Origin of the sequence: Amycolatopsis sp. NBC_00348, assembly GCF_036114655.1 — a bacterium.
In the GTDB taxonomy this organism is placed as follows: Bacteria; Actinomycetota; Actinomycetes; order Mycobacteriales; family Pseudonocardiaceae; genus Amycolatopsis.
The window spans coordinates 5,298,363-5,318,463 of the sequence record NZ_CP107994.1 but is presented as its reverse complement, the minus strand read 5'-3'; the positions used below and the strand labels follow the sequence as shown (position 1 = coordinate 5,318,463).

Here is a 20,101-nt window from a genome sequence, read left to right as displayed (position 1 = left end):
CGCAGGGCGGCCGTGCTGGGCAAGCCGGTGGCGCACTCGCTGTCCCCGGTGCTGCACGGCGCCGCGTTCGCCGCGCTCGGCCTGACCGGCTGGACCTACGAGCGCATCGAGACGGCCGCCGACGAGCTCCCGGCGCTGGTCGAGGGCCTCGGCCCGGAGTGGGCCGGGCTCTCGGTCACGATGCCGGGCAAGCGCGCGGCGCTGGACCACGCGGACGAGGTGACGGCGCGGGCGGCCGCGGTCGGCGCGGCCAACACGCTGGTCCGCACTGCGAAGGGCTGGCTAGCGGACTGCACCGACGTCGAGGGCGTCACCGGCGCCCTGCGCGCGGCGGGCGGGTACACGCCGTCGCCGTCGGACACGGCGATCGTGCTCGGCGCGGGTGGTACCGCGGCCGCCGCGGTCGTCGGGCTGGCGGCGCTGGGTGTGCGTCAGGTGCGGCTGGTCGTGCGGGAACCCGCGCGGGCCGGCGAAACCCTCGACGCGGCGAAGCGGGCGTCGCTCGACGTCGAGGTGCTGCGGTGGGCCGAAACGGACTTCGCGGCGCTGGCCGCCGAAGCCGCGGTGCTGGTGAACACCGTCCCGCCGGACGCGGTCCTGGCGCACGTCGCCGACCTCGCGGCCGTCGCGCACGTGCTCGACGTCATCTACCACCCGTGGCCGACGCCGCTCGCCGACGCCGTCGCCGTCCGCGGCGGCAAGCTCGCGACCGGGCTGGACATGCTGCTGCACCAGGCGTTCGGCCAGGCCGAGCACTTCACCGGCCGGCCGGCCCCGCGCGCGGCGATGCGCGACGCGCTGCGCGAAGCGACCGGGAACCTGCTGCCGCTGCCGATCGGGTAAACCGCTTGCCCCAGGTTGATATTCTGGCCGACTGCCTTGAACAAGGGGGTCTACCGGAATGACCAGTCAAGAAGCGCTGAACGACGACCAGCTCGAGAGCGCCTGGGTCGGCGGCGAGCCGCCCAAGCTCGACTCGACCGTGACGCTCGTCGACTACGACCCGGCGTGGCCGGCGGCCTTCGAGCGCGAAGCCGAGCGGATCCGCGGTGCCCTGGGGGAGCAGGTGCTCGCCCTGGAGCACGTCGGGTCGACGTCGGTGCCCGGCCTGTGCGCCAAGCCGTGCGTCGACATCTACCTCGAGGTCCCGGACTCCGACGACGAGAGCTTTTACGTCCCGGCGCTGGAAGGTGCGGGCTACCGGCTCGTCATCCGCGAGCCGGACTGGGAGAAGCACCGCTGCTTCAAGGGCCCGGACACGAACGTCAACCTGCACACGTACTCGCCGGGCAACGGCCAGGCGGCGCGCTACCGGCTCTTCCGCGACCGCCTGCGGTCGCACCCGGGGGAGCTGGAGCTCTACGCCGCGAAGAAGCGCGAGCTGGCCGCGCGGGAGTGGAAGTACATCCAGAACTACGCCGACGCCAAGACCGAGGTGGTCGAGGAGATCCTCGCCCGCGCCCGCGCCGAGCAGTACGACGACTACAGCGAGGCCTACGCCGAGCACGCCGGGAAGTCCGTCACCAACGCCCTCTACGACCGGCCCGCGATCGTGGAGCTGGCCGGGGACGTCGAAGGCAAGCGCGTGCTGGACGTCGGCTGCGCGGCCGGGCACCTGAGCGCGCTGCTGGCCGAGCGAGGCGCCGACGTCGTGGGCGTCGACGCCAGCGCGGGCATGGTCGCCGTCGCGCGCGAGAAGTTCGGCGACGTCGCGCGGTTCGAGCACGCCGACGTCTCCCGGCCGCTCGACCTGGCGGACGGCTCGATCGACGTGATCACCGCGTCGCTCGTGCTGCACTACCTGAAGGACTGGGACGCCACCCTGGCCGAGTTCCGCCGGGTCCTGAAGCCCGGGGGCGCGCTGGTGTTCTCGGTGCACCACCCCGGCGAGGACTGGCACTGGTTCGACAAGGAGAACTACTTCGAGGTCGAGCTGCTCGAAGACGACTTCGGGCTCGGCGGGCGGCCGCACCCGGTCCGGTTCTACCGGCGGCCGCTGAGCTGGATGTTCGGCGCGGTCCGCGACGCCGGGTTCGCCGTCGACCGGCTGGTCGAGCCGATGCCGGTGCCCGAGGCCGACGAAGCCGACCCGAAGTGGGCGAAGAACCTGCGGACCAAGCCGCGGTTCCTCTACTTCCGGGCGGTCAGTCCCGATTGGCCAGGTCTTGGATCAGGTCGACGATCTCCCGGCTGACGGGGCGGAACACCCGCAGCCGGGAGAGCGCGGCCAGCCGGGCGAGCAGCGGGACGCTGCGCTCGACCAGCATCCTGCTGCGCTTCTCGCCGGCCGAGCGGTCGTGCACCCAGAAGAGCACCACGCCCATCTGGAAGAGCCACAGCAGCTCGGGCAGCTGCGCCCGCAGCTCCGGGTCGAGCTTGACGTCGGAGCCGTCGACGACCTCGCGCATCAGCTCGATCGAGGCGGTGCGGGCGGCCGAGGACTCCTCGCTGAACGGGCTCAGCGGGGACTCCGGGTCGGCCGCGTTGACGAAGAACTGCGTCCCGAAGCGGTGGTAGGGCTCGGCCAGCTCGAGCCAGCACAGCAGGACCGTCTTCAAGCGGTCGGCGAAGCGGGTCTCGTGCGCGAGCTGAGCGCGGGCAGCGTCCAGGTGCAGCCGCGCGATCTCGTCGTAGAACCCCTGGATCAGCTGTTCCTTCGAGGAGAAGTAGTAGTACGCGTTCCCGACCGAGACCCCGGCCTCGGCGGCGATCGCGCGCATCGTCGTGCGGTCGTACCCGTTCTCGGTGAACAACCGCATAGCGGTGGTGACGATCAGGGACCGCGTTTCCTCGCTCTTCGGCACGGTCTGCACGTTAGCGGCGGGCACGTCAGGGCGCGGGGAAGGGCGGGACCTGCGGGCCCGGCGCGCCGGGGTAGGGCACGGGCCGGCCGGCGAACACCGGCTGCTGCGGTGCGGGAGCGGCCTTCGGGGCGAGGTGGCGGCGGCGGATGCCGTTGAACACCAGGACGTTGAACAGGTGCATCACGCCGAGCACGAGCGCGACGACACCGACCTTCACCGAGACCACCTCGAACACCTGGCGGGCGGTGCCGACGTCGGCCCGGCTGGTCAGGAAGAGCGTCACGAAGCCGAGGCTGATCAGGTAGAAGCCGACGACCAGCAGCTGGTTGACGGCGTTGGCCAGGCCGGGGCTGTCCTCGAAGACCTGGGTGAGGAAGGTGCGGCCGTGCTTGCTGAGCGTCCGGGCGACGAGCACCGTCAACGGGATGCTGATCAGCAGGTAGAGCGCGTAGGCGACAACGACGGGTTCCATGGTCCCTCCAAGTTTTGAACGTGTTCAAGACAGACTGTAGGCCTTGTTTTGAACGCGTTCAAGAGAGCGGGGTCACGTCGGCCGGAAGAGCGTCGCCGGGCTACGGTGAGATCATGCGGATCGCCATTCTCGACGACTACCAGAACGTCGCCCTCACCTTCGGGGACTGGGACTCACTGGGGGCCGACATCACGGTCTTCACCGAGCCGCTGGACGACGTCGTCGAACAGTTGCAGGGCTTCGAAGCCGTCGTCGCGATGCGCGAGCGGACCCGGTTCACCGCCGAGGTCCTCGACCGGCTGCCCGACCTCAAGCTGCTCGTCAGCACCGGCAAGCGCAACGCCGCCATCGACGTCCCGGCCGCGCGGCGCAACGGCGTCGTCGTAACCGCCACCGGCTACATCGGCGAGCCGACGGCCGAGCACACGTGGGCGCTGATCCTCGCGGCGTCGCGCAACCTGCCGCAGGAGTTCCGCTCCATGCGCGAAGGCGGCTGGCAGACGAGCGTCGGCACCATGCTGCACGGCAAGACGCTCGGGCTGCTGGGCCTCGGCCGGCTCGGCGCGGGCGCGGCGAAGATCGGGCAGGTCTTCGGGATGGAGACCATCGCCTGGAGCCAGAACCTGACGCCGGAGAAGGCCGAGCCGCACGGCGTCACCGCGGTGTCCAAAGAGGACCTGTTCGCCCGCTCGGACGTGCTGTCGATCCACCTCGTGCTCAGCGACCGCAGCCGCGGCCTCGTCGGGGCCGAGGAACTGGCGGCGATGAAGCCGGGCGCGCTGCTGGTGAACACCTCGCGCGGCCCGATCGTCGACGAGGCGGCGTTGCTGGACGCGTTGGGGCGCAAGGCGATCCGCGCGGCGATCGACGTCTACGACACCGAGCCGTTCCCGGCGGACCATCCACTGAGGACGCTCGAGAACGCGACGCTGACGCCGCACATCGGCTTCGTCACGCGGGAGGTCTACGAGATCTTCTACGGCGACGCGGTCGAGGACATCGCGGCCTACCAGGCGGGGGCCCCGATCCGCGTCATGGAGTAGGGCGTGCGGCCCGCCGGGGCCCGAGGTCCCCGCACCGGCCCGGGCGGGCCCGCACCCCTAGATGACACCACCCGGCCCGCGCTCCGGGCAGGGCCGTTGGACCCTGCCCCGCGCGGCCATCCGGCTGAACGCGTGGCGCGGGTTGGTCGTGAGTGAGAAACAGTGTTAGAACACGGTTTTTCACTCACGACCGGCGCGTCCCGTCAAGTCAGGGGAACGGCACCGTGTCCGGGGCGCAGCTCGTCCCCGCCGCCGGCACAGCCAGGTCGGTCAGGTACCGGACCACCGCCGCCGTCGCGCAGGCGCTGTGGACGTCCAGGGACGTGTGGCCGTAGCCGTCGACCACCAGGACCCGGCCGTCGCCCAGTTCCGCCGCCGTCGCCTGGGCGTTGTGCAGCGGGGTCGCCGGGTCGAACCGGTTGTTCAGCACCAGCACGGGGTTCTCGCGCGCCCGGTTCCACGGGCCGGTGTACCGGTCGGCGTCGTGGGCCGGCCAGCCGACGCACTGGGCCATCGAGAACACCGCGCCGAGCCCGAAGTACGGCTGCCGCTTGCTTTCGCTCGCCGCGAGCGCCGCGTAGCCGGCCGGGGCCGCGGGGTTGTCGGAGTCGACGCACTGGACGGCCAGGAAGCTCGGGGAGTGCGTCGGCACGTACGGGTCGAGCACCGGCGCGGCGGCGCCCGGGTCCGCCGGAAGCGCGGAAAGGGTTTCCGCCAGGCGCTTCCACCGGCCGGACTGGTACAACGCGCTGTCGATCGTCCGCATCAGCGAGGACACGCCCGGCCCGCGTGACGCGTGGGCGAAGACGCCCGCGAACTTCGCCTTCGGGTCGCCGCCGGCGAACGCGCACTTCGGCCCGGCCGCGGCGCACACCGTGAAGAACTGGTCCAGTTCCTGCTGCTGCGCGGTGGCGACGTCGGCCCGGACGTCGACCGGCTGCTGCTCCTGCCCCGGTTTCCCGGTGGCGTTCGCGACCAGGTCGAGCGTGCCGTCGAGGGTCATCGCGCGGACCTTGTCCGGGAACAGGTTCGCGTAGGTGCCGCCGAGGTAGGTGCCGTAGGAGTAGCCGTAGAAGCTCAGCGCCGGATCGCCGACGGCCTGGCGCAGCAAGTCCATGTCCCGCGCCACGTTCGCCGTCGAGAGGTGGCTCAGCAGGTCGCCGGAGCCGGCCGCGCACGCCTTCCCGGGCGCCGCACTGGCCGCGAAGAAGCCGTCCGGCTGCCGCAGCGGCGACGGGATCGCCGGCGGGTGGTCCGCACCGGGACAGCTGATCGGCGCCGACCCGCCGATCCCGCGCGGGTCGAAGCCCACCAGGTCGAACCGGGCGCGCAGCTCGTCGGGGTAGCGCGCGGCGAACCGCGTCAGCTCGCCGACGCCGTCGGTGCCCGGGCCGCCGAAGTTGAAGAACAGCGAGCCGATCCGCCGGGCCGGGTCGCTCGCCGGGAGCCGGATCACCGAGAGCGTGATCGCCTTGCCCTTCGGTTCGCGGTAGCTCAGCGGCACGGACGCGGGCGAGCACTGGAAGCCGCCGTGGCACGGCGTCCAGCGCAGCGTGGGCACGGCCGCGCCGTTGGTGCCGAGCGCCGGGGGAGCGTCGGCCGTCGTCGATTGCGGCGTCGACGACGGGGCCGGCGCGGCTTCGGGGGCGCTGCAGGCGGCGAGCAGGAGCAGTGACGCGAGGAGGAGCCGTTTCACGCGCCCAGGTCCGCCAGCACGGCGTCGGTGTAGCGCGGCCAGACGTCGGCGGCCCACGGCCCGAAGGCGCGGTCGGTCAGGGCGACGCAGGCCGCGCCGGCGTCCGGGTCGACCCAGAGGAACGTGCCCGACTGCCCGAAGTGCCCGAAGGTCCGCGGCGAGCTCGCCGAGCCGGTCCAGTGCGGGCTCTTGTGGTCGCGGATCTCGAAGCCCAGGCCCCAGTCGTTGGGTTTCTGGTGGCCGAACCCGGGCAGCACACCGGAAAGCCCGGGGAAGACGACGTTCGTGGCTTCGGTCACGGTGGCCGGGTCGAGCAGCTTCGGCGCCTGCAGCTCGGCGGCGAACGCGACCAGGTCGTCCACAGTGGACTCCGCGCCGGACGCGGGCGAGCCGTCGAGGGTGGTGCCGGTCATGCCGAGCGGCCCGAACAGGGCTTCGGCCTGGTACCGCGCGAACGGGATGCCGGAGTGCTCGGCCAGCGCGTCGGCCAGCTGCTCGAACCCGGCGTTGGAGTAGAGCCGGCGGGTGCCCGGCGCGGCCATCGCCTTGTGCGCGTCGAACGCGAGCCCGGAGGTGTGGGACAGCAGGTGCCGCACGGTCGACCCCTCGGGGCCGGCCGGGGTGTCGAGCTCGACGACGCCCTCTTCGATCGCGATCAGCGCCGCGTAGGCGGTCAGCGGCTTGCTGACCGAGGCCAGCCGGAACTTCCGCGTGGTGTCGCCGTGGCGGCCCACGACGGTCCCATCCGCGGTCACCACCGCCGTCGCGGCGTTGTCCACCGGCCACTCGTCGATCAGGCGCACGCTATCCATGCGTCCACCCTACGAAACGCCGCGAAGGCCCCCGCACCGGTGTCGGGTTCCGGTGCGGGGGCCTTCGCGGTGGGTGTTACTCAGGCGTCGAGGTCGGTGGCGACCAGCTGGGCGACCGCTTCCACGGCCTCCTCGGCGCCCTCGCCCTCGGCGCTGATGACGACCTCGTCACCGTATCCGGCGGCGAGTGTCATCAGGTTGAGCACGCTGCCGGCGGCCACCGGGGTTCCCCCGGCCTTGGCGATCTGCACCGCGACGGGCTGCGCCGCGGCCGCCTTCGCCACCAGCGCGGCCGGCCTGGCGTGCAGGCCCACCTTGCTCGCGACGGCGACGCGTTTCTCCGGCATGTTCGTCCTCTCGCTACGGGGTTACGTCGTTCTCGATGTTACTTCGCGGCCGTCGCATCGAGGTCGGCCTGGACGGCTTCGTCCTCGCGACCCGGCGTGCGCAGGTTCCACTTGGTGATCACGAAGCGGAACACCACGTAGTAGATCACCGCGTAGACGAGCCCGATCGGGATCAGCAGCCACGGCTTCTGCGCGGCCGGGGCGTTGAAGTTGAGCAGATAGTCGATCGCGCCGGCCGAGAAGTTGAAGCTCTGGTGGATGCCCAGCGCGTTCGTCAGGGCCAGCGAGGTGCCGGTCATGACCGCGTGGAACAGGTACAGCGGCCACGCCACGAACATGAACGAGAACTCGATCGGCTCGGTGACACCGGTGAGGAACGAGGTCAGCGCGCCGGCGATCATGACACCGCCGACGACCTTCTTCTGCGCCGGACGGGCCGTCTGCCAGATGGCGAGGGCCGCGGCGGGCAGCGCGAACATGAAGATCGGGAAGAAGCCCGTGGTGAAGGCACCCGCCGACAGCTTGCCCGCGACGAAGTTGTTGATGTCGCCGCCGTCGAAGATGAACCACACCGGCACGTTGAGCAGCTGGTGCAGACCGACCGGGATCAGCAGCCGGTTCAATGCGCCGTAAATGCCGCCACCCACGATCGGGGAGGCGGTGACCGCGTCACCGGCGGCCTGGATGCCCTGGTCGACCCAGTGGAAGACCAGGCCGAAGATCACGCCGAGGATCACCATGACCAGCGCGGTGATGATCGGGACGAACCGGCGGCCGCCGAAGAACGCCAAGTAGGCCGGCAGCTTGATGCGGTGATAACGCTGCCACAGCAACGCCGCCACGATGCCGACGACGACGCCGGCGAGTACGGAGTAGGGCCACTTGATCGGCGCGAGCTCGGTCGCGCCGGCCTTGTAACCGGGGAGGTCGGTCAGCGGGGCGAACACCTGGATGACGGCGCTGAAGACGAAGAAGCCGACAACGGCGGCGACGGCGGTCGAGCCGTCACCCTTGCGGGCGAAGCCGACGGCGATGCCGACCGCGAACAGCAGGGGCAGCCAGTTGAACAGCGTGCCACCCGCGGCGCCCAGCACCGAGGCGACCTTGTTCCAGCCCAGGCCGTCCTTGCCGAGCATGTCGTCCTGCCCGAAACGCAGCAGGATCCCTGCCGCCGGGAGCACGGCGATCGGGAGCATGAGGCTACGGCCGAAGCGCTGAAGACCGGCAAGACCGCTGCCGCTCTTCTTCGTCGCCCCTTCCGCGGTGGTGGAGCTCATCAGGAACCTCCATAGTGGGGTGGGGTACCGGATTCCGGGGTGTTCCGGTCCAACTGCATGGTCACCTGGTAGTGATCTCCCCGGTACCAGGACGTGATGTCTTCGATCGGGTCGCCGTTCGCGCTGGAGACCCGGCGGAACACGAGCAGGGGACTGCCGGCGCGCATGCCGAGCAGCCGGGCCGTCTCGCGGTCCGCTCCTTCGGCCCAGACCGTCTGCCACGCCTGGTCGGGACGCACGTCGTACGTCTCGGCCAGCTGCGCGTAGAGCGACTGGGTCAGGTCGAGCTCGAGCAGGCCGGGAGCCCGGCCCGCGTGGTACCAGCCGCGTTCGACGGCGAGGGGTACGCCGTCGGCGTGGCGCAACCGCACGAGGTGGTGTGCGGTGGAGCCCTCGGCCAGGCCGAGGGCGTGCGCGGAGGCGGTGGGTGGGACCTCGGTGGCCGCGGAGACCACCTCGGTCGTCGGGGTCAGCCCCCGCCGCCGCATGTCGTCGGTGAACGACATCAGGTAGAGCTGCAGTTCCATCCGCCGGGCCGCGGTGAAGGTGCCCTTGCCGCGGACCCGGGCGAGCAGGCCCTCCTCGACCAGCTTGCCGATCGCCGACCGGACCGTGAGCCGCGACACGCCGTAGCGCTGCGCCAGCTCGCGTTCCGACGGGATCGGCGCGCCCGGCGGGAGCTCGCGCTCCACCGTGCGGCGGAGGATCTCCCGCAGCTGGGCGTGCTTGGGCGTGGGCCCGTTGACGACCCGGTCGGGTGGCGGGACGTGCGCGGCCGCGCTCATCGGCGTCACCCTCCTCGTTCTCGGTCCCCGGGGACCGGTGCTCGCGTCCGGTCCGGAACATTGGTACGTTCCGGTCTAGACCAATGATCTGATGGGGCAGGATGCTCCGCCGCGCGGACGGGTGTCAACCCACCGTTATCCGTTCGTGGCCCGCGGCGGCGTGCATGCCGACGAACGGCGTAGTACAGGTGGACACGCGGTTCGCGTCAGGTTGGGAACAAACAGTGAACAAGGAGACCGCGATGGCGGATGACAGGCCGGAAAAGATCCTCGCGGCACTCGGCGGCGCGGGCAATCTCACCGAGGTCGAGGGCTGCATCACACGGCTGCGGTGCGAGGTCGAGGACATGGGCCTCGTCGACGAGGCGGCCCTGAAGAAGGCCGGCGCGATGGGCGTCGTCAAGATGGGGAGCACGGCGCTGCAGGTGATCGTCGGGCCGGAGGCGGACACGATCGCCAGCGACATCGAGGACCTGCTGTGACCCTGGAGATCCTCAGCCCGGTCGCCGGGCACGTGGTGGCGATCACCGAGGTCCCGGACCCGGTGTTCGCGCAGGCCATGGTGGGTCCGGGCATCGCCGTCCAGCCGACGGGTGGCCGCGCGGACGCGGTTTCGCCGGTCGACGGCACGATCAAGACGCTGCACCCGCACGCCTTCGTCGTCCAGACCGACGACGGCCAGGCCGTGCTCGTGCACCTGGGGATCGACACGGTGAAGGAGAAGGGCGAGGGCTTCACGCTGCACGTCGTCAAGGACGAGCAGGTGCGGGCCGGGCAGCCGATCGTCAGCTGGGACCCGGAGGCGGTGACCGCGGCGGGCTACTCGGCGATCGTGCCCGTCGTCGCGCTGGACGCCGGCGCGGAAGTGCTGTCCGGATTGGACGGCGACCGCGACGTCACGGCGGGCGAGCGCCTGTTCGCTTGGGACGCCTGAGTCGCCTTTGTCACACACGAAGGGCCCTTGTGGACGATCACCGTCCACAAGGGCCCTTCGCTGTCTCCCGGCCCGTCAGCCGGTGACGACCTTCCCGTTCTCGACCTTCACCGCGACGGCCGGCAGCGGCTTGTTCGCCGGCCCCTGCTTGACCTCGCCGGTGAGGGCGTTGAACACCGAGCCGTGGCACGGGCAGACCAGGTCGGCGCCCTTCGGCGCGACGGTGCAGCCCTGGTGCGTGCAGATCGCGCTGAACGCGGCGACGGCCGAGTCGGAGGTGCGGGCCACGATCACGTCGGAGCCGTCCGGCGCCTTGGCCGCCTTGGCCTGGCCGACCGGGACGTCGGCGAGCGCCACGAGCGGGGTACCTGCGGCGATGGGCGCCTGAGCGGTTCCCGACTTCGAGTCGTCCGAGGATCCACAAGCGGAAAGCGCGACGGCGCCCACGGCGACACCGGCGACTGTGGCACCGGTGGTGAGGACGGTGCGGCGGGAGTGCAGTTCGGCAGTCATGCCTCTTAAACGAGATCGACATCGCTTCGGTTCAATTCCCACCGGGGCGGGTGAACCGGAACGCCCCCTGTTCCGTGTATTACCCGAGTGGGTGTGGAGCGGAGGAACGATCATGGTGGGTTGGGTTCTGCGGATCGTCACGGCGGTGGCGCTGCTGGGTTCGGCGGGTGTGCACTACGTGCTGTGGACGGAGGACTACCCGGGCATCGTCGGCCCGCTGTTCCTGCTGGACGCGATCGCCGGGCTGGTGCTCGCGATCGCCGTGCTGGCCTGGCGGCACTGGCTGCCCGCGCTGGGCGCGTTCGGTTTCGGGGCGCTGACGCTCGGTGCGTACGTGCTGGCCGCGACGGTCGGCTTCGCCGGCAACCACGACCAGTTCAACAGCCAGCCGGAGTACTGGGGCGTGATCACCGAGGTGATCTGCATCATCGGCGGGCTGGCGCTGATGGTCGTGAAGGACCGGCGCAAAGTCGCGGTCTGACCCCGTGGGCGAAGTCGCGGAGGACGCGCTGATGCGCGCGCTGCACGAGGAGCACGCGGCCGCGCTGTGGTCGTACGCGCTCCACCTGACCTCCGGGGACCGGATCCGCGCCGAGGACGTCGTCCAGGAGACACTGCTGCGGGCCTGGCGGTCGACGACGGTGCTGGACCAGTCCCAGGGCTCGGCGCGGGCGTGGCTGTTCACGGTCGCCCGGCGGATCGCCATCGACGGCTGGCGCTCGGCGTCGGCGCGCTCGGAGGTGATGACCGACCAGCCGCCGGAGCGGGCCGTCGCGGACGGCACCGACCGCGCCGTGCAGGGCTGGCTGGTCGCCGAAGCGCTCGCGGAGCTCTCGGAACGGCACCGCGAGGTGCTGGTGCTGTGCTACTTCCAGGGGTATTCGGTCGCGGACGCGGCGGTGCGGCTGGGGGTGGCCGAGGGGACGGTCAAGTCGCGCACGCACTACGCGTTGCGCGCGCTGCGCCTGGTGCTCGAGGAGAGGGGGGTGACCCAGTGAGTGAAGACCCGTTCGCGACGTTCGACGCCGCGTACGTGCTCGGGGCGCTGTCCCCCGAGGACCGCCAGCGCTTCGAGCAGCACCTGCGCGGCTGCGAGCGCTGCGCGGCCGCGGTGCGTGAACTGGCGGGGCTGCCAGGGCTGCTCGCCCAGAGCGGCCCACCGCAGGTCAGCGCGGTAGTTGACGCCGGTCCGCCACCGCCGGACCTGCTGTCGTCGGTGCTGAAGCGCGTGCGCCGCGGCCGCCGAATCCGCAACGCGGTGACGTCCCTGTCGGCCGCGGTGGCGGTGGCGGCGTGCGTGGCGCTGGGAGTGGTGGCGGCGTTACCCGCGCCCGCTGCTCCGGCTCCCGGCCTCGGCCCGCAGCCGCTGGCGCTGACGGCCCTGGGCCAGTTCCCGGTCCGCGCCGACGCACGCCTGGGCGTCCACGAGTGGGGCACCGAAGTCGACATGTCATGCAGCTACACGGGCGGCCGCAGCGGCGGCGACTACGCCCTGGTGGCGATCGGCCGCGACGGCAAGGAGACGCAGCTGGCAACGTGGAAGGCCCTGCCGGACAACACGGCCCGCATCGTGGTGGGTACGGCGCTGAAGACCCCGGACATGGCGGCGCTGGAAGTCCGAGGCGGAAGCGGACGAGCGTTGCTGCGGCTGAGTTTGTGAGCTCGTGAGGCTTCGGTGGCTCATCCGGGACGCAGGGGGTCCCGGATGAGCCACCTTCCGCAGGGTCTTTCGTGTCCACGGCTCGTCATCCGGTGCGGTCACACCGGTCCGGCCACCCAGGCACAGTCCGGTCGCACCTGGTGACCGGCTGCACTTGGCCACCCTGCTCGGCCCGGCCGCACCTGGCCTCCGCACTTCCTGCCGGCCCCGTCCGGTCGCCTTGTTCTGCCGCACCCGATCGCCCAGCCCTGTCACCAGCAGGCTCAGGGCAGCTCAAACGCTCGCTTCGATCGGCCGCTCCCTCGGCCGTTCGCAGCTTCCGAAGGCCATCGTGAGTGCTTCGCAGGGCCTTCAGAGCATTGGCCCAGCCCAGCCACAACCTCCGGCACTCTCTCGCCCGCCCGTTTCGCCGGTCGTGAGTGGTAATTCGGGTTAGAACCCGAATTACCACTCACGACCCGCGACCTGTGCCGCCGTGCCCAAGCTGTCGCCCACAGGAGTGAAACCCGCGCCGGAACGTCGCGAACGGACCGTTCGTGACGCCCGGCATTTGCCCTGGTCAACTTGCCCGCAGCAGGCTGGTGAGGTGATCTTCTTCCTCGTCGCAGCCATCGCAGTCTCCGTGCCGATCGCGGCCTGGGCCCTGAGGCGCGCGGCCGCCCCGATCCCGGTCGTCACCGCCGCCGGTCTGACCACCCTCGGCGCCACGGCCGTCGCCGTCCGCTGGCTGACCGGTGGCTGGCCCGGCTGGTGGCTGCCGGTCCCTGCACTGCTGACCGTCTTCGCGGTCCCGCTGGCCCTCGCCGACCTGCGCCACCTCCGGTTGCCCGACGTGCTGACCCTGCCCGCGTACCCCCTCTTCGGCGTCGCGATCGGCGCGGCCGCGCTGGGCGGCGGCGGACCGTCGCTCGCCATCCGCGCGGCGGTGGGCGCACTCCTGTTCGGCGGCGCACACGCGGCGATCCACCACCTCGCCCCGGCCGGCCTCGGCGCGGGCGACGTGAAACTGTCCGGCAGCTTGGGCGCCGTCCTGGGCGCGGCGGGCTGGCCCGCCCTGATCCTGGCGACGCTCGCGGCCGCGCTGATCACCCTCGCCATTGCGGCTGTCAGCCGGAAGGACCGTGTCCCGCACGGACCGGCCCTCCTCGCCGCGGCGTGGCTGTGTGTGCTGTTCCCGCTCGCGTTGTGACGGTCCGGCCCCTTGCCATGGTCTGGCGACGCTCGCGGTGTCGGCAGGCCCGCGTCCCCGGCCTCCTCGCCCGGGGCCTGGCTGTGCGTGTTCTTCCCGCTTGCGTCGTGACGGGATCACGCCACCCGTCCCGCACCCCGCCGCGGCAACCCTTCGGCGGAGTGGCCATCCGCCGTCCGGATGTGTGCGCTTGTCCCTTCCTGCTGTCTCTGCGGGAGGGGCCGGGGCGCTGCTCCGGTCCCCTCGGCGCCCGTGACAGGATTGAGGACATGTTGCGCTGGATCACCGCAGGTGAATCGCACGGACCCGCGCTGGCCGCCGTGCTCGAAGGCATGCCCGCCGGGGTGGAGGTCACCACCGCCGACGTCACCGGGCAGCTGGCCCGCCGCCGGCTCGGGTTCGGGCGCAGCCCGCGGATGGGCTTCGAGACCGATCACATCGCCTTCCTCGGCGGCGTCCGCCACGGGCTCACCCAGGGCGGCCCGATCGCCGTGCAGATCGAGAACGCCGAGTGGCCCAAGTGGGAACAGGTCATGGCGGCCGACCCGGTCGACCCGGAGATCCTCGAAGGCCTCGCCCGCAACGAACCGCTCACCCGGCCGCGGCCGGGCCACGCGGACCTGCCGGGCATGCAGAAGTACGGGTTCGACGAGGCGCGCCCGGTCCTGGAGCGGGCGAGCGCGCGGGAGACCGCGTCGCGGACCGCGCTGGGCACCGTCGCGCGGAACTACCTGCGGCAGCTGCTGGGCGTCGAGATCCTCAGCCACGTCGTGTCCATCGGCGGCGCGGACGCGCCCGAAGGCCCGCTGCCGGTCGCCGCGGACCTGCCCGCCATCGACGAGAGCCCGGTGCGCGCCTTCAGCCAGGAAGGCACCGACGCGATGGTCGCGGAGGTCGACGCCGTGCGGAAGGCGGGCGACACCGTCGGCGGCGTGATCGAGGTCATCGCCTACGGCCTGCCGCCGGGCCTCGGCTCGCACGTCCACTGGGACCGCCGGCTCGACGCGCGGCTGGCCGGCGCGCTGATGGGCGTCCAGGCGATGAAGGGCGTCGAGGTCGGCGACGGCTTCACCACCGCCCGCCGCTGGGGCAGCCAGGCGCACGACGAGATCGACCGCGGCTCCGGCCCGGTCGGCGTCACCCGCCGGTCCAACCGCGCGGGCGGCCTGGAGGGCGGCATCACCAACGGCGAACCGCTGCGCGTGCGCGTCGCGATGAAGCCGATCTCGACCGTCCCCAAGGCACTGTCCACTGTGGACGTCCGGACGGGTGAGCCCGCGGTCGCCATCCACCAGCGTTCCGACGTCTGCGCCGTGCCGCGCGCCGGGGTCGTGCTGGAGTCCGTGGTGGCGCTGATCCTCGCGGACGCCGCACTCGAGAAGTTCGGCGGCGACTCGCTGATCGAGAGCAAGCGCAACGCCGAGGCGTACCTGAAGGCCCTCGAGGAGCGCTGGTGAGCCCGCGCGCGGTCATCGTCGGCCCGCCGGGCTCGGGCAAGAGCACCGTCGGGCCGCTGCTGGCGGAGACGCTCGGCCTGGTCTTCCGGGACAGCGACGCCGACATCGTCGCCCGCACCGGGCGCAGCATCTCCGACATCTTCGCCGAAGACGGCGAAGCCGCTTTCCGCGCGCTGGAAGAGGAAGCGGTCACCACCGCGCTGGCGGAGCACAGCGGAGTGCTCTCGCTCGGCGGCGGCGCGCCGCTCACGCCGGGCACCCGCGCCCGGCTGGCCGCGCACACCGTCGTGTTCCTCAACGTCGGCCTCGCCGCCGGGGTGCAGCGCACCGGGCTGTCGAGCGCGCGGCCGCTGCTGGCCGGGGTGAACCCCCGCGCCACGTTCAAGAAACTGCTCGACGAGCGCGTGCCGGTCTACCGCGAGGTCGCCACCGTCGAGGTCGTCACCGACGACCGGACCCCCGCCGAGATCGTCGCGGACCTCGCCGCGGGGCTCGTCGTCCCCGCCGAAGCCAAGGAGTGAGTCACCCGTGTCCGAACCGGTGCGCATCACCGTCGCCACCGCCCGCCCCTACGACGTCGTGGTCGGGCGCGGCCTGCTCGGCGAGCTCACCGCGCAGCTGGCCGACGCCTCCAAGATCGCGCTGATCCACCCGCCGACGCTGACCACCACCGCCGAGGCCATCCGCGAGGAGCTGGTCGCGGCCGGCCTCGACGCGCACCGCGTGGAAATCCCGGACGCCGAGGACGGCAAGGCCCTCACCGTCGCCAGCTTCTGCTGGGAGGTGCTCGGCCGGATGGGGCTGGACCGGCGCGGTGTCGTCGTCGGCCTCGGCGGCGGCGCGGTCACCGACCTCGCCGGGTTCGTCGCGGGCACCTGGATGCGCGGCGTCCGGCTGGTCAACGTGCCGACGACGCTGCTGGGCATGGTCGACGCCGCCGTCGGCGGCAAGACCGGCATCAACACCGAGGCGGGCAAGAACCTCGTCGGGGTGTTCCACGAGCCGAGCGCGGTGTTCGTCGACCTGGCGACGCTGGAGACGCTGCCGCCGAACGAGCTGGTCGCCGGGATGGCCGAGGTCGTCAAGACCGGCTTCATCGCCGACCCGCGGATCCTCGAGCTGATCGAGGCCGACCCTTCGGCCGCGCTCGACGCGACCGGCGACGTGCTGGCCGAGCTGGTCCGCCGGTCCATCCAGGTCAAGGCCGACGTCGTGGCCGCCGACCTGCGCGAGTCCGACCTGCGCGAGATCCTCAACTACGGCCACACGCTCGGTCACGCCATCGAACGCCGTGAGCGCTACCGGTGGCGCCACGGCGCCGCGGTGAGCGTCGGCCTGGTGTTCGCCGCCGAGCTGGCGCGGCTGGCCGGGCGGCTCGACGACGCCACGGCGGAGCGGCACGCGGCCGTCCTGAAGCTGCTCGGGCTGCCGACGACGTACGACGCCGACGCGCTGTCCCAGCTGCTGGAAACCATGAAGGGCGACAAGAAAACCCGCTCCGGCGTGCTGCGGTTCGTCGTCCTCGACGGCCTCGGCAAGCCCGGCCGGCTCGAGGGCCCGGACCCGTCGCTGCTCGCCGCCGCGTACTCGGCGATCGCCGCGGACGCCCCTAAGAGTGGCGGGAGCGTGCTGCTGTGAAGGCGTTCGTGTTCAACGGCCCCAACCTCGGGCGCCTCGGCAAGCGCGAGCCGTCGGTCTACGGCTCGACGACTCACGACGACCTCGCGGCGCTGTGCGTGAAAGCCGGCGAGGAGCTCGGGATCGAGGTCGAGGTCCGGCAGACCGACCACGAAGGCGAACTGGTCGGCTGGCTGCACGAAGCCGCCGACGGCGGCAACCCGGTGGTCCTCAACGCCGGCGCCTGGACGCACTACTCGATCGCGGTGCGCGACGCCGCCGCGCAGCTGTCCGCGCCGCTGATCGAGCTGCACATCTCGAACGTCCACAAGCGCGAGCAGTTCCGGCACCACAGCGTGCTGTCGGACATCGCGACGGCGGTGATCGCGGGCCTCGGCGTCGACGGCTACCCGTTGGCGTTGCGCTGGCTCGCCGCCCACCCGGCATGAGCCTGCCGACGCTGACCACCGCGCGGCTCACCCTGCGTCCGCTGGTCGAAGCCGACCGCGAGAGCGTCGTGAAGGTGTTCTCCGACCCGGAGATGAGCCGCTACTTCGCCGCGGACTTCTCCGACCCGGCCGCGGCGAGCGAGATGGTGGACCGCCGCCTGGCCTACGACGGCCCGGCCGGCCAGGGCCACTGGGTGATCGAGCGCGACGGCGAGGTCATCGGCGTCGCGCACCTGCGCCCGTCGTCCGAACTACCGGGCGGCGTGCCCGAGCTGGGCTACTACGTCGCGAGCGCGCACGCCGGGCAGGGCCTCGCGTCCGAGGCCGCTCGCGCGGTGCTGGACCACGGGCTCGACGGCCTCGGCCTGCCCGCGGTCTGGGCACTGGTGCACGAGAACAACGCGGCGAGCCGGAAAGTGGCCGGGCGCTTGGGTTTCCTCGACGTCGGCAGCGGCGTCCACTACGGCGACCTGCACCGCGTGCTGGTCGCGCTGCCCGCCACCCACGGGCGCCCGCACCACATCGAACTGTGGGTACCGGACCTCGCGGCGGCCGAGCGAAGCTGGGGCTGGCTGCTGGGCGAACTGGGCTGGCGCGAGTTCCAGCGCTGGCCCGCCGGAGTCAGCTGGCGCTTGGGTGCCACCTACCTGGTGGTCGAGGCATCACCGGCCATGAGCGCACCGAACCACGAGCGCACCCGCCCCGGCTTGAACCACCTGGCACTGCACGTGGACACGCGCAAGCAGGTAGACGACCTGGCGTCCCGCGCACCCGACCACGGCTGGAGCCCGCTGTTCGAGGACCGCTACCCACACGCGGGCGGCGACGCCCACTACGCGGCCTACCTGGAGAACAACGCCGGTTTCGAGGTCGAACTGGTCGCGATCGAAGGCCCATCACCCAAGCGAACCTGACCCAGCCACCCGAGCCGCCAGGCGGCCGGGGTGCCGCGGGCGGGTCAGATGGCGAGCCCGCTGGCCAAGATAGTGGCTCGGCCGGGCAGGCGACGAAGGCCGCCGGCCGAGGGAATCGACCTCGCCTCAAGGCCGGGACAGCCGTCCGCCCGGTGCTTGACTCCGCTGGGACAAGTGGCGAATGCCCGCCCATCGAGCCCGGGGGCCAGATGGTCCGGCCGGCCAAAGGGCGTCGCTCATCGGCGAGGCCGGTCCGGTCGATGGGCCCGCCGATCGAGCGTCGTGACCTGGCCGGACCGGCGGCCGTCCGCGGGCCGGTGATCGAAAACCGCTGGCGAGAGCCTTGTGACTAACGATCTTCAAGCGTCAACCGGCCGCGATCGGGGGACCGTCGACGGGGAGTGTCCTCACTCGGGTGGGTTGGGTCTCGCTACACTTCGGCGTCGTGAGCCCGTTTCGTCGTGGGGGTCGGCGACCCGCTCGTGCCCTTCTCGCCGGCGTGCTGGCCGGGCTCCTGCTCGCGGGCTGTACCGAGGGTTACGCCCAGCCTCAAGCCGCCGGGGACAAGCCCGCCATCGCGGGGGGTCAGACCGCCGATCCGTCCCGGCCCACCGATGTCAAGCTCGCTTCGGGTGACCCCCGGCAGAGTGGCGGTGTGATCGCCGCCGGGGGCGCGGATGCCGTCTACAACTACGGGCCCACCGTGATGCTCGACCGCGGGCAGACCCGGATGTGGTGGTGCAGCCAGTACGGCGGCGCCGGCCCGCCCGGCGACGACATCCTCTACGCCCAGGCGCAGTCCATGGACGGCCCGTTCACCGGGCCCGGCGGCGGCATCCCGGCCGCCGTCTTCTCCGGTGCGCCCGGGAACTTCGACGGCATGCACACCTGCGACCCGTCGGTGCTGCGCGTCGGCTCGACTTACTACCTGTACTACACCGGCGCGGCGGGCGACCACGCGCTCGGCAACGCCGTCGGGCTCGCGACCAGCCCCGACGGCGTCCACTGGACCCGCGCGGCCGGCGGGAAGCCGATCCTCGGGCCGTCGCACGACGTGCACCGCGCCAACGTCTACGGCGCCGGCCAGCCCTCGGCCGTCTACCTCGACGGCTGGTTCTACCTGATGTTCACCGACACCACCGGCCGCGCCGCGGGCTGGAACGGCGCCGGGCAGTTCGTGCTCCGCTCGCACGACCCGGCGTTCGCCGCCGGGGTGCAGGCGCTCGACGTCGGCGGATTCGTGCCGGTGGCGTCGACCGCCACGCCGCGCACGCGCTCGGTGGTCGACGGCTTCAGCGCCGACCTGATGTGGGCCGGCGCGCTCGACGCGTGGGTCATCGCGCACGAGACCGACGACGGCACCACGCTCACCTTCTGGACGGCCGACTTCACCGAGCACCCGTTCCAGCCGGTCGTGATCGCCGGACCGTGGAAGGAAGGGCCGGGCCTGGTCCGCCGCTCGGACGGTCACGCGCCGCTGTCGACGGCCGACCCGTGCGACCGGGTGCCGTTCGACGTCGTGCGCGCCACCGCGATCGGCGGGGCGGCCGCGCCGACCGGCCTGCGGCACTACGGTCTCGACCTGCTCGGCAGCCAGGCCTGCGGGAACCCCGGCCGGGTGGCCGCGACGTTCGACGGCGTCACCATGCCGTCCCCGGAACGGACGATGGACCTGGTCCGGGCCGGGAAGCGGGTGCGGGTCGACCGGCGCGTGGTGGCGCTTTCGCTGGCCGGCGAGCTGCTGGACAAGGCGCCGCCCGCGGTGGCGGTGCTGCCGGTCGCGGCGCGGCTCGGCTCGGGCGCCGAAGCGGTGCAGACACCCGGACGCGGGTTCGCGCTGGTCCTCGACGACCACCGCCTGTGGCGGGTACCGGACGGCGGCGTGGCGCTGAACAACGGCTCACCACCGCACACGGTCACGACGGCGCAGTGGGACGGCTACGCGCCGGGCCCCTCACTCGGCGGCTGAACCCGGCGAGACGGCGCAACGCCGGGTTGCGGACGGCCGAGCCGGGCCCTGCCAGGACGGGGCCGCCCGGGCTGAGCATTGGCGGACTCGGCGGTGCCGGGTTCAGTGGTGCTGGGGCCTGCTTCGCCGGGGCGGCCGCGGCTGGGTCGCCCGGCTTGAGCAC

Annotated in this window: 23 protein-coding genes; 15 read left to right on the top strand and 8 right to left on the bottom strand. The window is 72.2% G+C overall.

From position 1 onward, the window contains the following. Nucleotides 1-12 precede the first annotated feature (12 nt). Nucleotides 13-843 (top strand): shikimate dehydrogenase, encoded by an 831-nt coding sequence (locus OHS58_RS22630; protein WP_328649845.1) that lies wholly within the window; start codon nucleotides 13-15, stop codon nucleotides 841-843. Between the two features lie 58 nt (nucleotides 844-901). Further along, the gene (locus OHS58_RS22625; RefSeq protein WP_328649733.1) at nucleotides 902-2,194 is read left to right on the top strand and encodes a GrpB family protein; all 1,293 of its coding nucleotides are present in this window, start codon (nucleotides 902-904) and stop codon (nucleotides 2,192-2,194) included. On the opposite strand, the gene OHS58_RS22620 is transcribed toward OHS58_RS22625, so the two are convergent. After that, a complete protein-coding gene (locus OHS58_RS22620; RefSeq protein ID WP_328649732.1) occupies nucleotides 2,145-2,804 on the bottom strand; it encodes a TetR/AcrR family transcriptional regulator in 660 nt (219 codons plus the stop codon). The two genes, OHS58_RS22625 and OHS58_RS22620, sit on opposite strands and share 50 nt — an antisense overlap. A gap of 25 nt (nucleotides 2,805-2,829) precedes the next feature. Continuing rightward, nucleotides 2,830-3,276 (bottom strand): hypothetical protein, encoded by a 447-nt coding sequence (locus OHS58_RS22615; RefSeq protein WP_247049113.1) that lies wholly within the window; start codon nucleotides 3,274-3,276, stop codon nucleotides 2,830-2,832. Between the two features lie 113 nt (nucleotides 3,277-3,389). Between OHS58_RS22615 and OHS58_RS22610 the strand changes: the two genes are divergently transcribed. After that, entirely contained in the window at nucleotides 3,390-4,319 is a 930-nt protein-coding gene (locus tag OHS58_RS22610) for a D-2-hydroxyacid dehydrogenase family protein (RefSeq protein WP_328649731.1), read from the top strand. A 208-nt stretch (nucleotides 4,320-4,527) separates the two neighbouring features. Here OHS58_RS22610 and OHS58_RS22605 read toward each other — a convergent pair whose 3' ends face one another. From OHS58_RS22605 to OHS58_RS22585, 5 genes are all read right to left on the bottom strand, one after another. Next, the gene (locus tag OHS58_RS22605; protein ID WP_328649730.1) at nucleotides 4,528-6,015 is read right to left on the bottom strand and encodes an alpha/beta hydrolase; all 1,488 of its coding nucleotides are present in this window, start codon (nucleotides 6,013-6,015) and stop codon (nucleotides 4,528-4,530) included. Next, nucleotides 6,012-6,827, bottom strand: coding sequence for a serine hydrolase domain-containing protein (locus tag OHS58_RS22600; RefSeq protein ID WP_328649729.1), 816 nt, complete (start codon nucleotides 6,825-6,827; stop codon nucleotides 6,012-6,014). The genes OHS58_RS22605 and OHS58_RS22600 overlap by 4 nt, the downstream gene beginning before the upstream one ends. Nucleotides 6,828-6,907: 80 nt before the next feature. After that, nucleotides 6,908-7,174, bottom strand: coding sequence for an HPr family phosphocarrier protein (locus OHS58_RS22595; RefSeq protein ID WP_247049117.1), 267 nt, complete (start codon nucleotides 7,172-7,174; stop codon nucleotides 6,908-6,910). 38 nt (nucleotides 7,175-7,212) lie between these two features. Beyond that, complete coding sequence (locus OHS58_RS22590; protein ID WP_326947792.1) at nucleotides 7,213-8,451, bottom strand: PTS transporter subunit EIIC; 1,239 nt, start codon at nucleotides 8,449-8,451, stop codon at nucleotides 7,213-7,215. Beyond that, entirely contained in the window at nucleotides 8,451-9,236 is a 786-nt protein-coding gene (locus OHS58_RS22585; RefSeq protein ID WP_247049119.1) for a GntR family transcriptional regulator, read from the bottom strand. The genes OHS58_RS22590 and OHS58_RS22585 overlap by 1 nt, the downstream gene beginning before the upstream one ends. Before the next feature lie 101 nt (nucleotides 9,237-9,337). On the opposite strand from OHS58_RS22585, the gene OHS58_RS22580 reads away from it, so the two are divergent. Beyond that, on the top strand, nucleotides 9,338-9,718 hold the full coding sequence (locus OHS58_RS22580; protein ID WP_326954737.1) for a PTS glucose/sucrose transporter subunit IIB: 381 nt from the start codon (nucleotides 9,338-9,340) through the stop codon (nucleotides 9,716-9,718). Next, nucleotides 9,715-10,170, top strand: coding sequence for a PTS sugar transporter subunit IIA (locus OHS58_RS22575; protein ID WP_326947793.1), 456 nt, complete (start codon nucleotides 9,715-9,717; stop codon nucleotides 10,168-10,170). The genes OHS58_RS22580 and OHS58_RS22575 overlap by 4 nt, the downstream gene beginning before the upstream one ends. Nucleotides 10,171-10,245: 75 nt before the next feature. On the opposite strand, the gene OHS58_RS22570 is transcribed toward OHS58_RS22575, so the two are convergent. Further along, nucleotides 10,246-10,683: a QcrA and Rieske domain-containing protein gene (locus OHS58_RS22570; protein ID WP_326947794.1), complete on the bottom strand. Its 438-nt coding sequence runs from the start codon at nucleotides 10,681-10,683 to the stop codon at nucleotides 10,246-10,248. Between the two features lie 112 nt (nucleotides 10,684-10,795). Here OHS58_RS22570 and OHS58_RS22565 point away from each other — a divergent pair, with 112 nt between their 5' ends. The 10 genes from OHS58_RS22565 to OHS58_RS22520 all read left to right on the top strand — a co-directional run bounded on the left by OHS58_RS22565 (nucleotide 10,796) and on the right by OHS58_RS22520 (nucleotide 19,938). After that, complete coding sequence (locus OHS58_RS22565; protein ID WP_247049123.1) at nucleotides 10,796-11,164, top strand: hypothetical protein; 369 nt, start codon at nucleotides 10,796-10,798, stop codon at nucleotides 11,162-11,164. A gap of 4 nt (nucleotides 11,165-11,168) precedes the next feature. After that, on the top strand, nucleotides 11,169-11,681 hold the full coding sequence (locus OHS58_RS22560; RefSeq protein WP_305879311.1) for a sigma-70 family RNA polymerase sigma factor: 513 nt from the start codon (nucleotides 11,169-11,171) through the stop codon (nucleotides 11,679-11,681). Then, nucleotides 11,678-12,343, top strand: a complete 666-nt coding sequence (locus OHS58_RS22555) for an anti-sigma factor family protein (protein ID WP_328649728.1) — start codon at nucleotides 11,678-11,680, stop codon at nucleotides 12,341-12,343. Before OHS58_RS22560 ends, OHS58_RS22555 begins: the two co-directional genes overlap by 4 nt. 586 nt (nucleotides 12,344-12,929) lie before the next feature. Continuing rightward, nucleotides 12,930-13,532: an A24 family peptidase gene (locus OHS58_RS22550; protein WP_328649727.1), complete on the top strand. Its 603-nt coding sequence runs from the start codon at nucleotides 12,930-12,932 to the stop codon at nucleotides 13,530-13,532. Nucleotides 13,533-13,801: 269 nt separating this feature from the next. After that, entirely contained in the window at nucleotides 13,802-14,989 is a 1,188-nt protein-coding gene (gene aroC, locus OHS58_RS22545) for a chorismate synthase (RefSeq protein WP_328649726.1), read from the top strand. Continuing rightward, entirely contained in the window at nucleotides 14,986-15,510 is a 525-nt protein-coding gene (locus OHS58_RS22540) for a shikimate kinase (protein WP_247049127.1), read from the top strand. The genes aroC and OHS58_RS22540 overlap by 4 nt, the downstream gene beginning before the upstream one ends. 7 nt (nucleotides 15,511-15,517) lie before the next feature. Next, entirely contained in the window at nucleotides 15,518-16,627 is a 1,110-nt protein-coding gene (gene aroB, locus OHS58_RS22535) for a 3-dehydroquinate synthase (RefSeq protein ID WP_326947799.1), read from the top strand. Continuing rightward, on the top strand, nucleotides 16,624-17,055 hold the full coding sequence (gene aroQ / locus OHS58_RS22530) for a type II 3-dehydroquinate dehydratase (protein WP_328649725.1): 432 nt from the start codon (nucleotides 16,624-16,626) through the stop codon (nucleotides 17,053-17,055). The genes aroB and aroQ overlap by 4 nt, the downstream gene beginning before the upstream one ends. Next, nucleotides 17,052-17,969, top strand: coding sequence for a GNAT family N-acetyltransferase (locus OHS58_RS22525; protein WP_328649724.1), 918 nt, complete (start codon nucleotides 17,052-17,054; stop codon nucleotides 17,967-17,969). The genes aroQ and OHS58_RS22525 overlap by 4 nt, the downstream gene beginning before the upstream one ends. Nucleotides 17,970-18,624: 655 nt before the next feature. Next, nucleotides 18,625-19,938 (top strand): beta-xylosidase, encoded by a 1,314-nt coding sequence (locus tag OHS58_RS22520; RefSeq protein WP_247049131.1) that lies wholly within the window; start codon nucleotides 18,625-18,627, stop codon nucleotides 19,936-19,938. The last annotated feature ends 163 nt before the right edge of the window (nucleotides 19,939-20,101 follow it).

Excerpts from the sequence above, each read along its gene's own strand:
- OHS58_RS22625 (WP_328649733.1), top strand. The coding sequence starts at position 902 with ATGACCAGTCAAGAAGCGCTGAACGACGACCAGCTCGAGAGCGCCTGG.
- OHS58_RS22600 (WP_328649729.1), bottom strand. The coding sequence starts at position 6,827 with ATGGATAGCGTGCGCCTGATCGACGAGTGGCCGGTGGACAACGCCGCG.
- OHS58_RS22590 (WP_326947792.1), bottom strand. The coding sequence starts at position 8,451 with ATGAGCTCCACCACCGCGGAAGGGGCGACGAAGAAGAGCGGCAGCGGT.
- OHS58_RS22585 (WP_247049119.1), bottom strand. The coding sequence starts at position 9,236 with ATGAGCGCGGCCGCGCACGTCCCGCCACCCGACCGGGTCGTCAACGGG.
- OHS58_RS22610 (WP_328649731.1), top strand. The coding sequence starts at position 3,390 with ATGCGGATCGCCATTCTCGACGACTACCAGAACGTCGCCCTCACCTTC.
- OHS58_RS22565 (WP_247049123.1), top strand. The coding sequence starts at position 10,796 with ATGGTGGGTTGGGTTCTGCGGATCGTCACGGCGGTGGCGCTGCTGGGT.
- OHS58_RS22615 (WP_247049113.1), bottom strand. The coding sequence starts at position 3,276 with ATGGAACCCGTCGTTGTCGCCTACGCGCTCTACCTGCTGATCAGCATC.
- OHS58_RS22595 (WP_247049117.1), bottom strand. The coding sequence starts at position 7,174 with ATGCCGGAGAAACGCGTCGCCGTCGCGAGCAAGGTGGGCCTGCACGCC.
- OHS58_RS22525 (WP_328649724.1), top strand. The coding sequence starts at position 17,052 with ATGAGCCTGCCGACGCTGACCACCGCGCGGCTCACCCTGCGTCCGCTG.
- OHS58_RS22580 (WP_326954737.1), top strand. The coding sequence starts at position 9,338 with ATGCTCCGCCGCGCGGACGGGTGTCAACCCACCGTTATCCGTTCGTGG.
- OHS58_RS22570 (WP_326947794.1), bottom strand. The coding sequence starts at position 10,683 with ATGACTGCCGAACTGCACTCCCGCCGCACCGTCCTCACCACCGGTGCC.
- aroC (WP_328649726.1), top strand. The coding sequence starts at position 13,802 with ATGTTGCGCTGGATCACCGCAGGTGAATCGCACGGACCCGCGCTGGCC.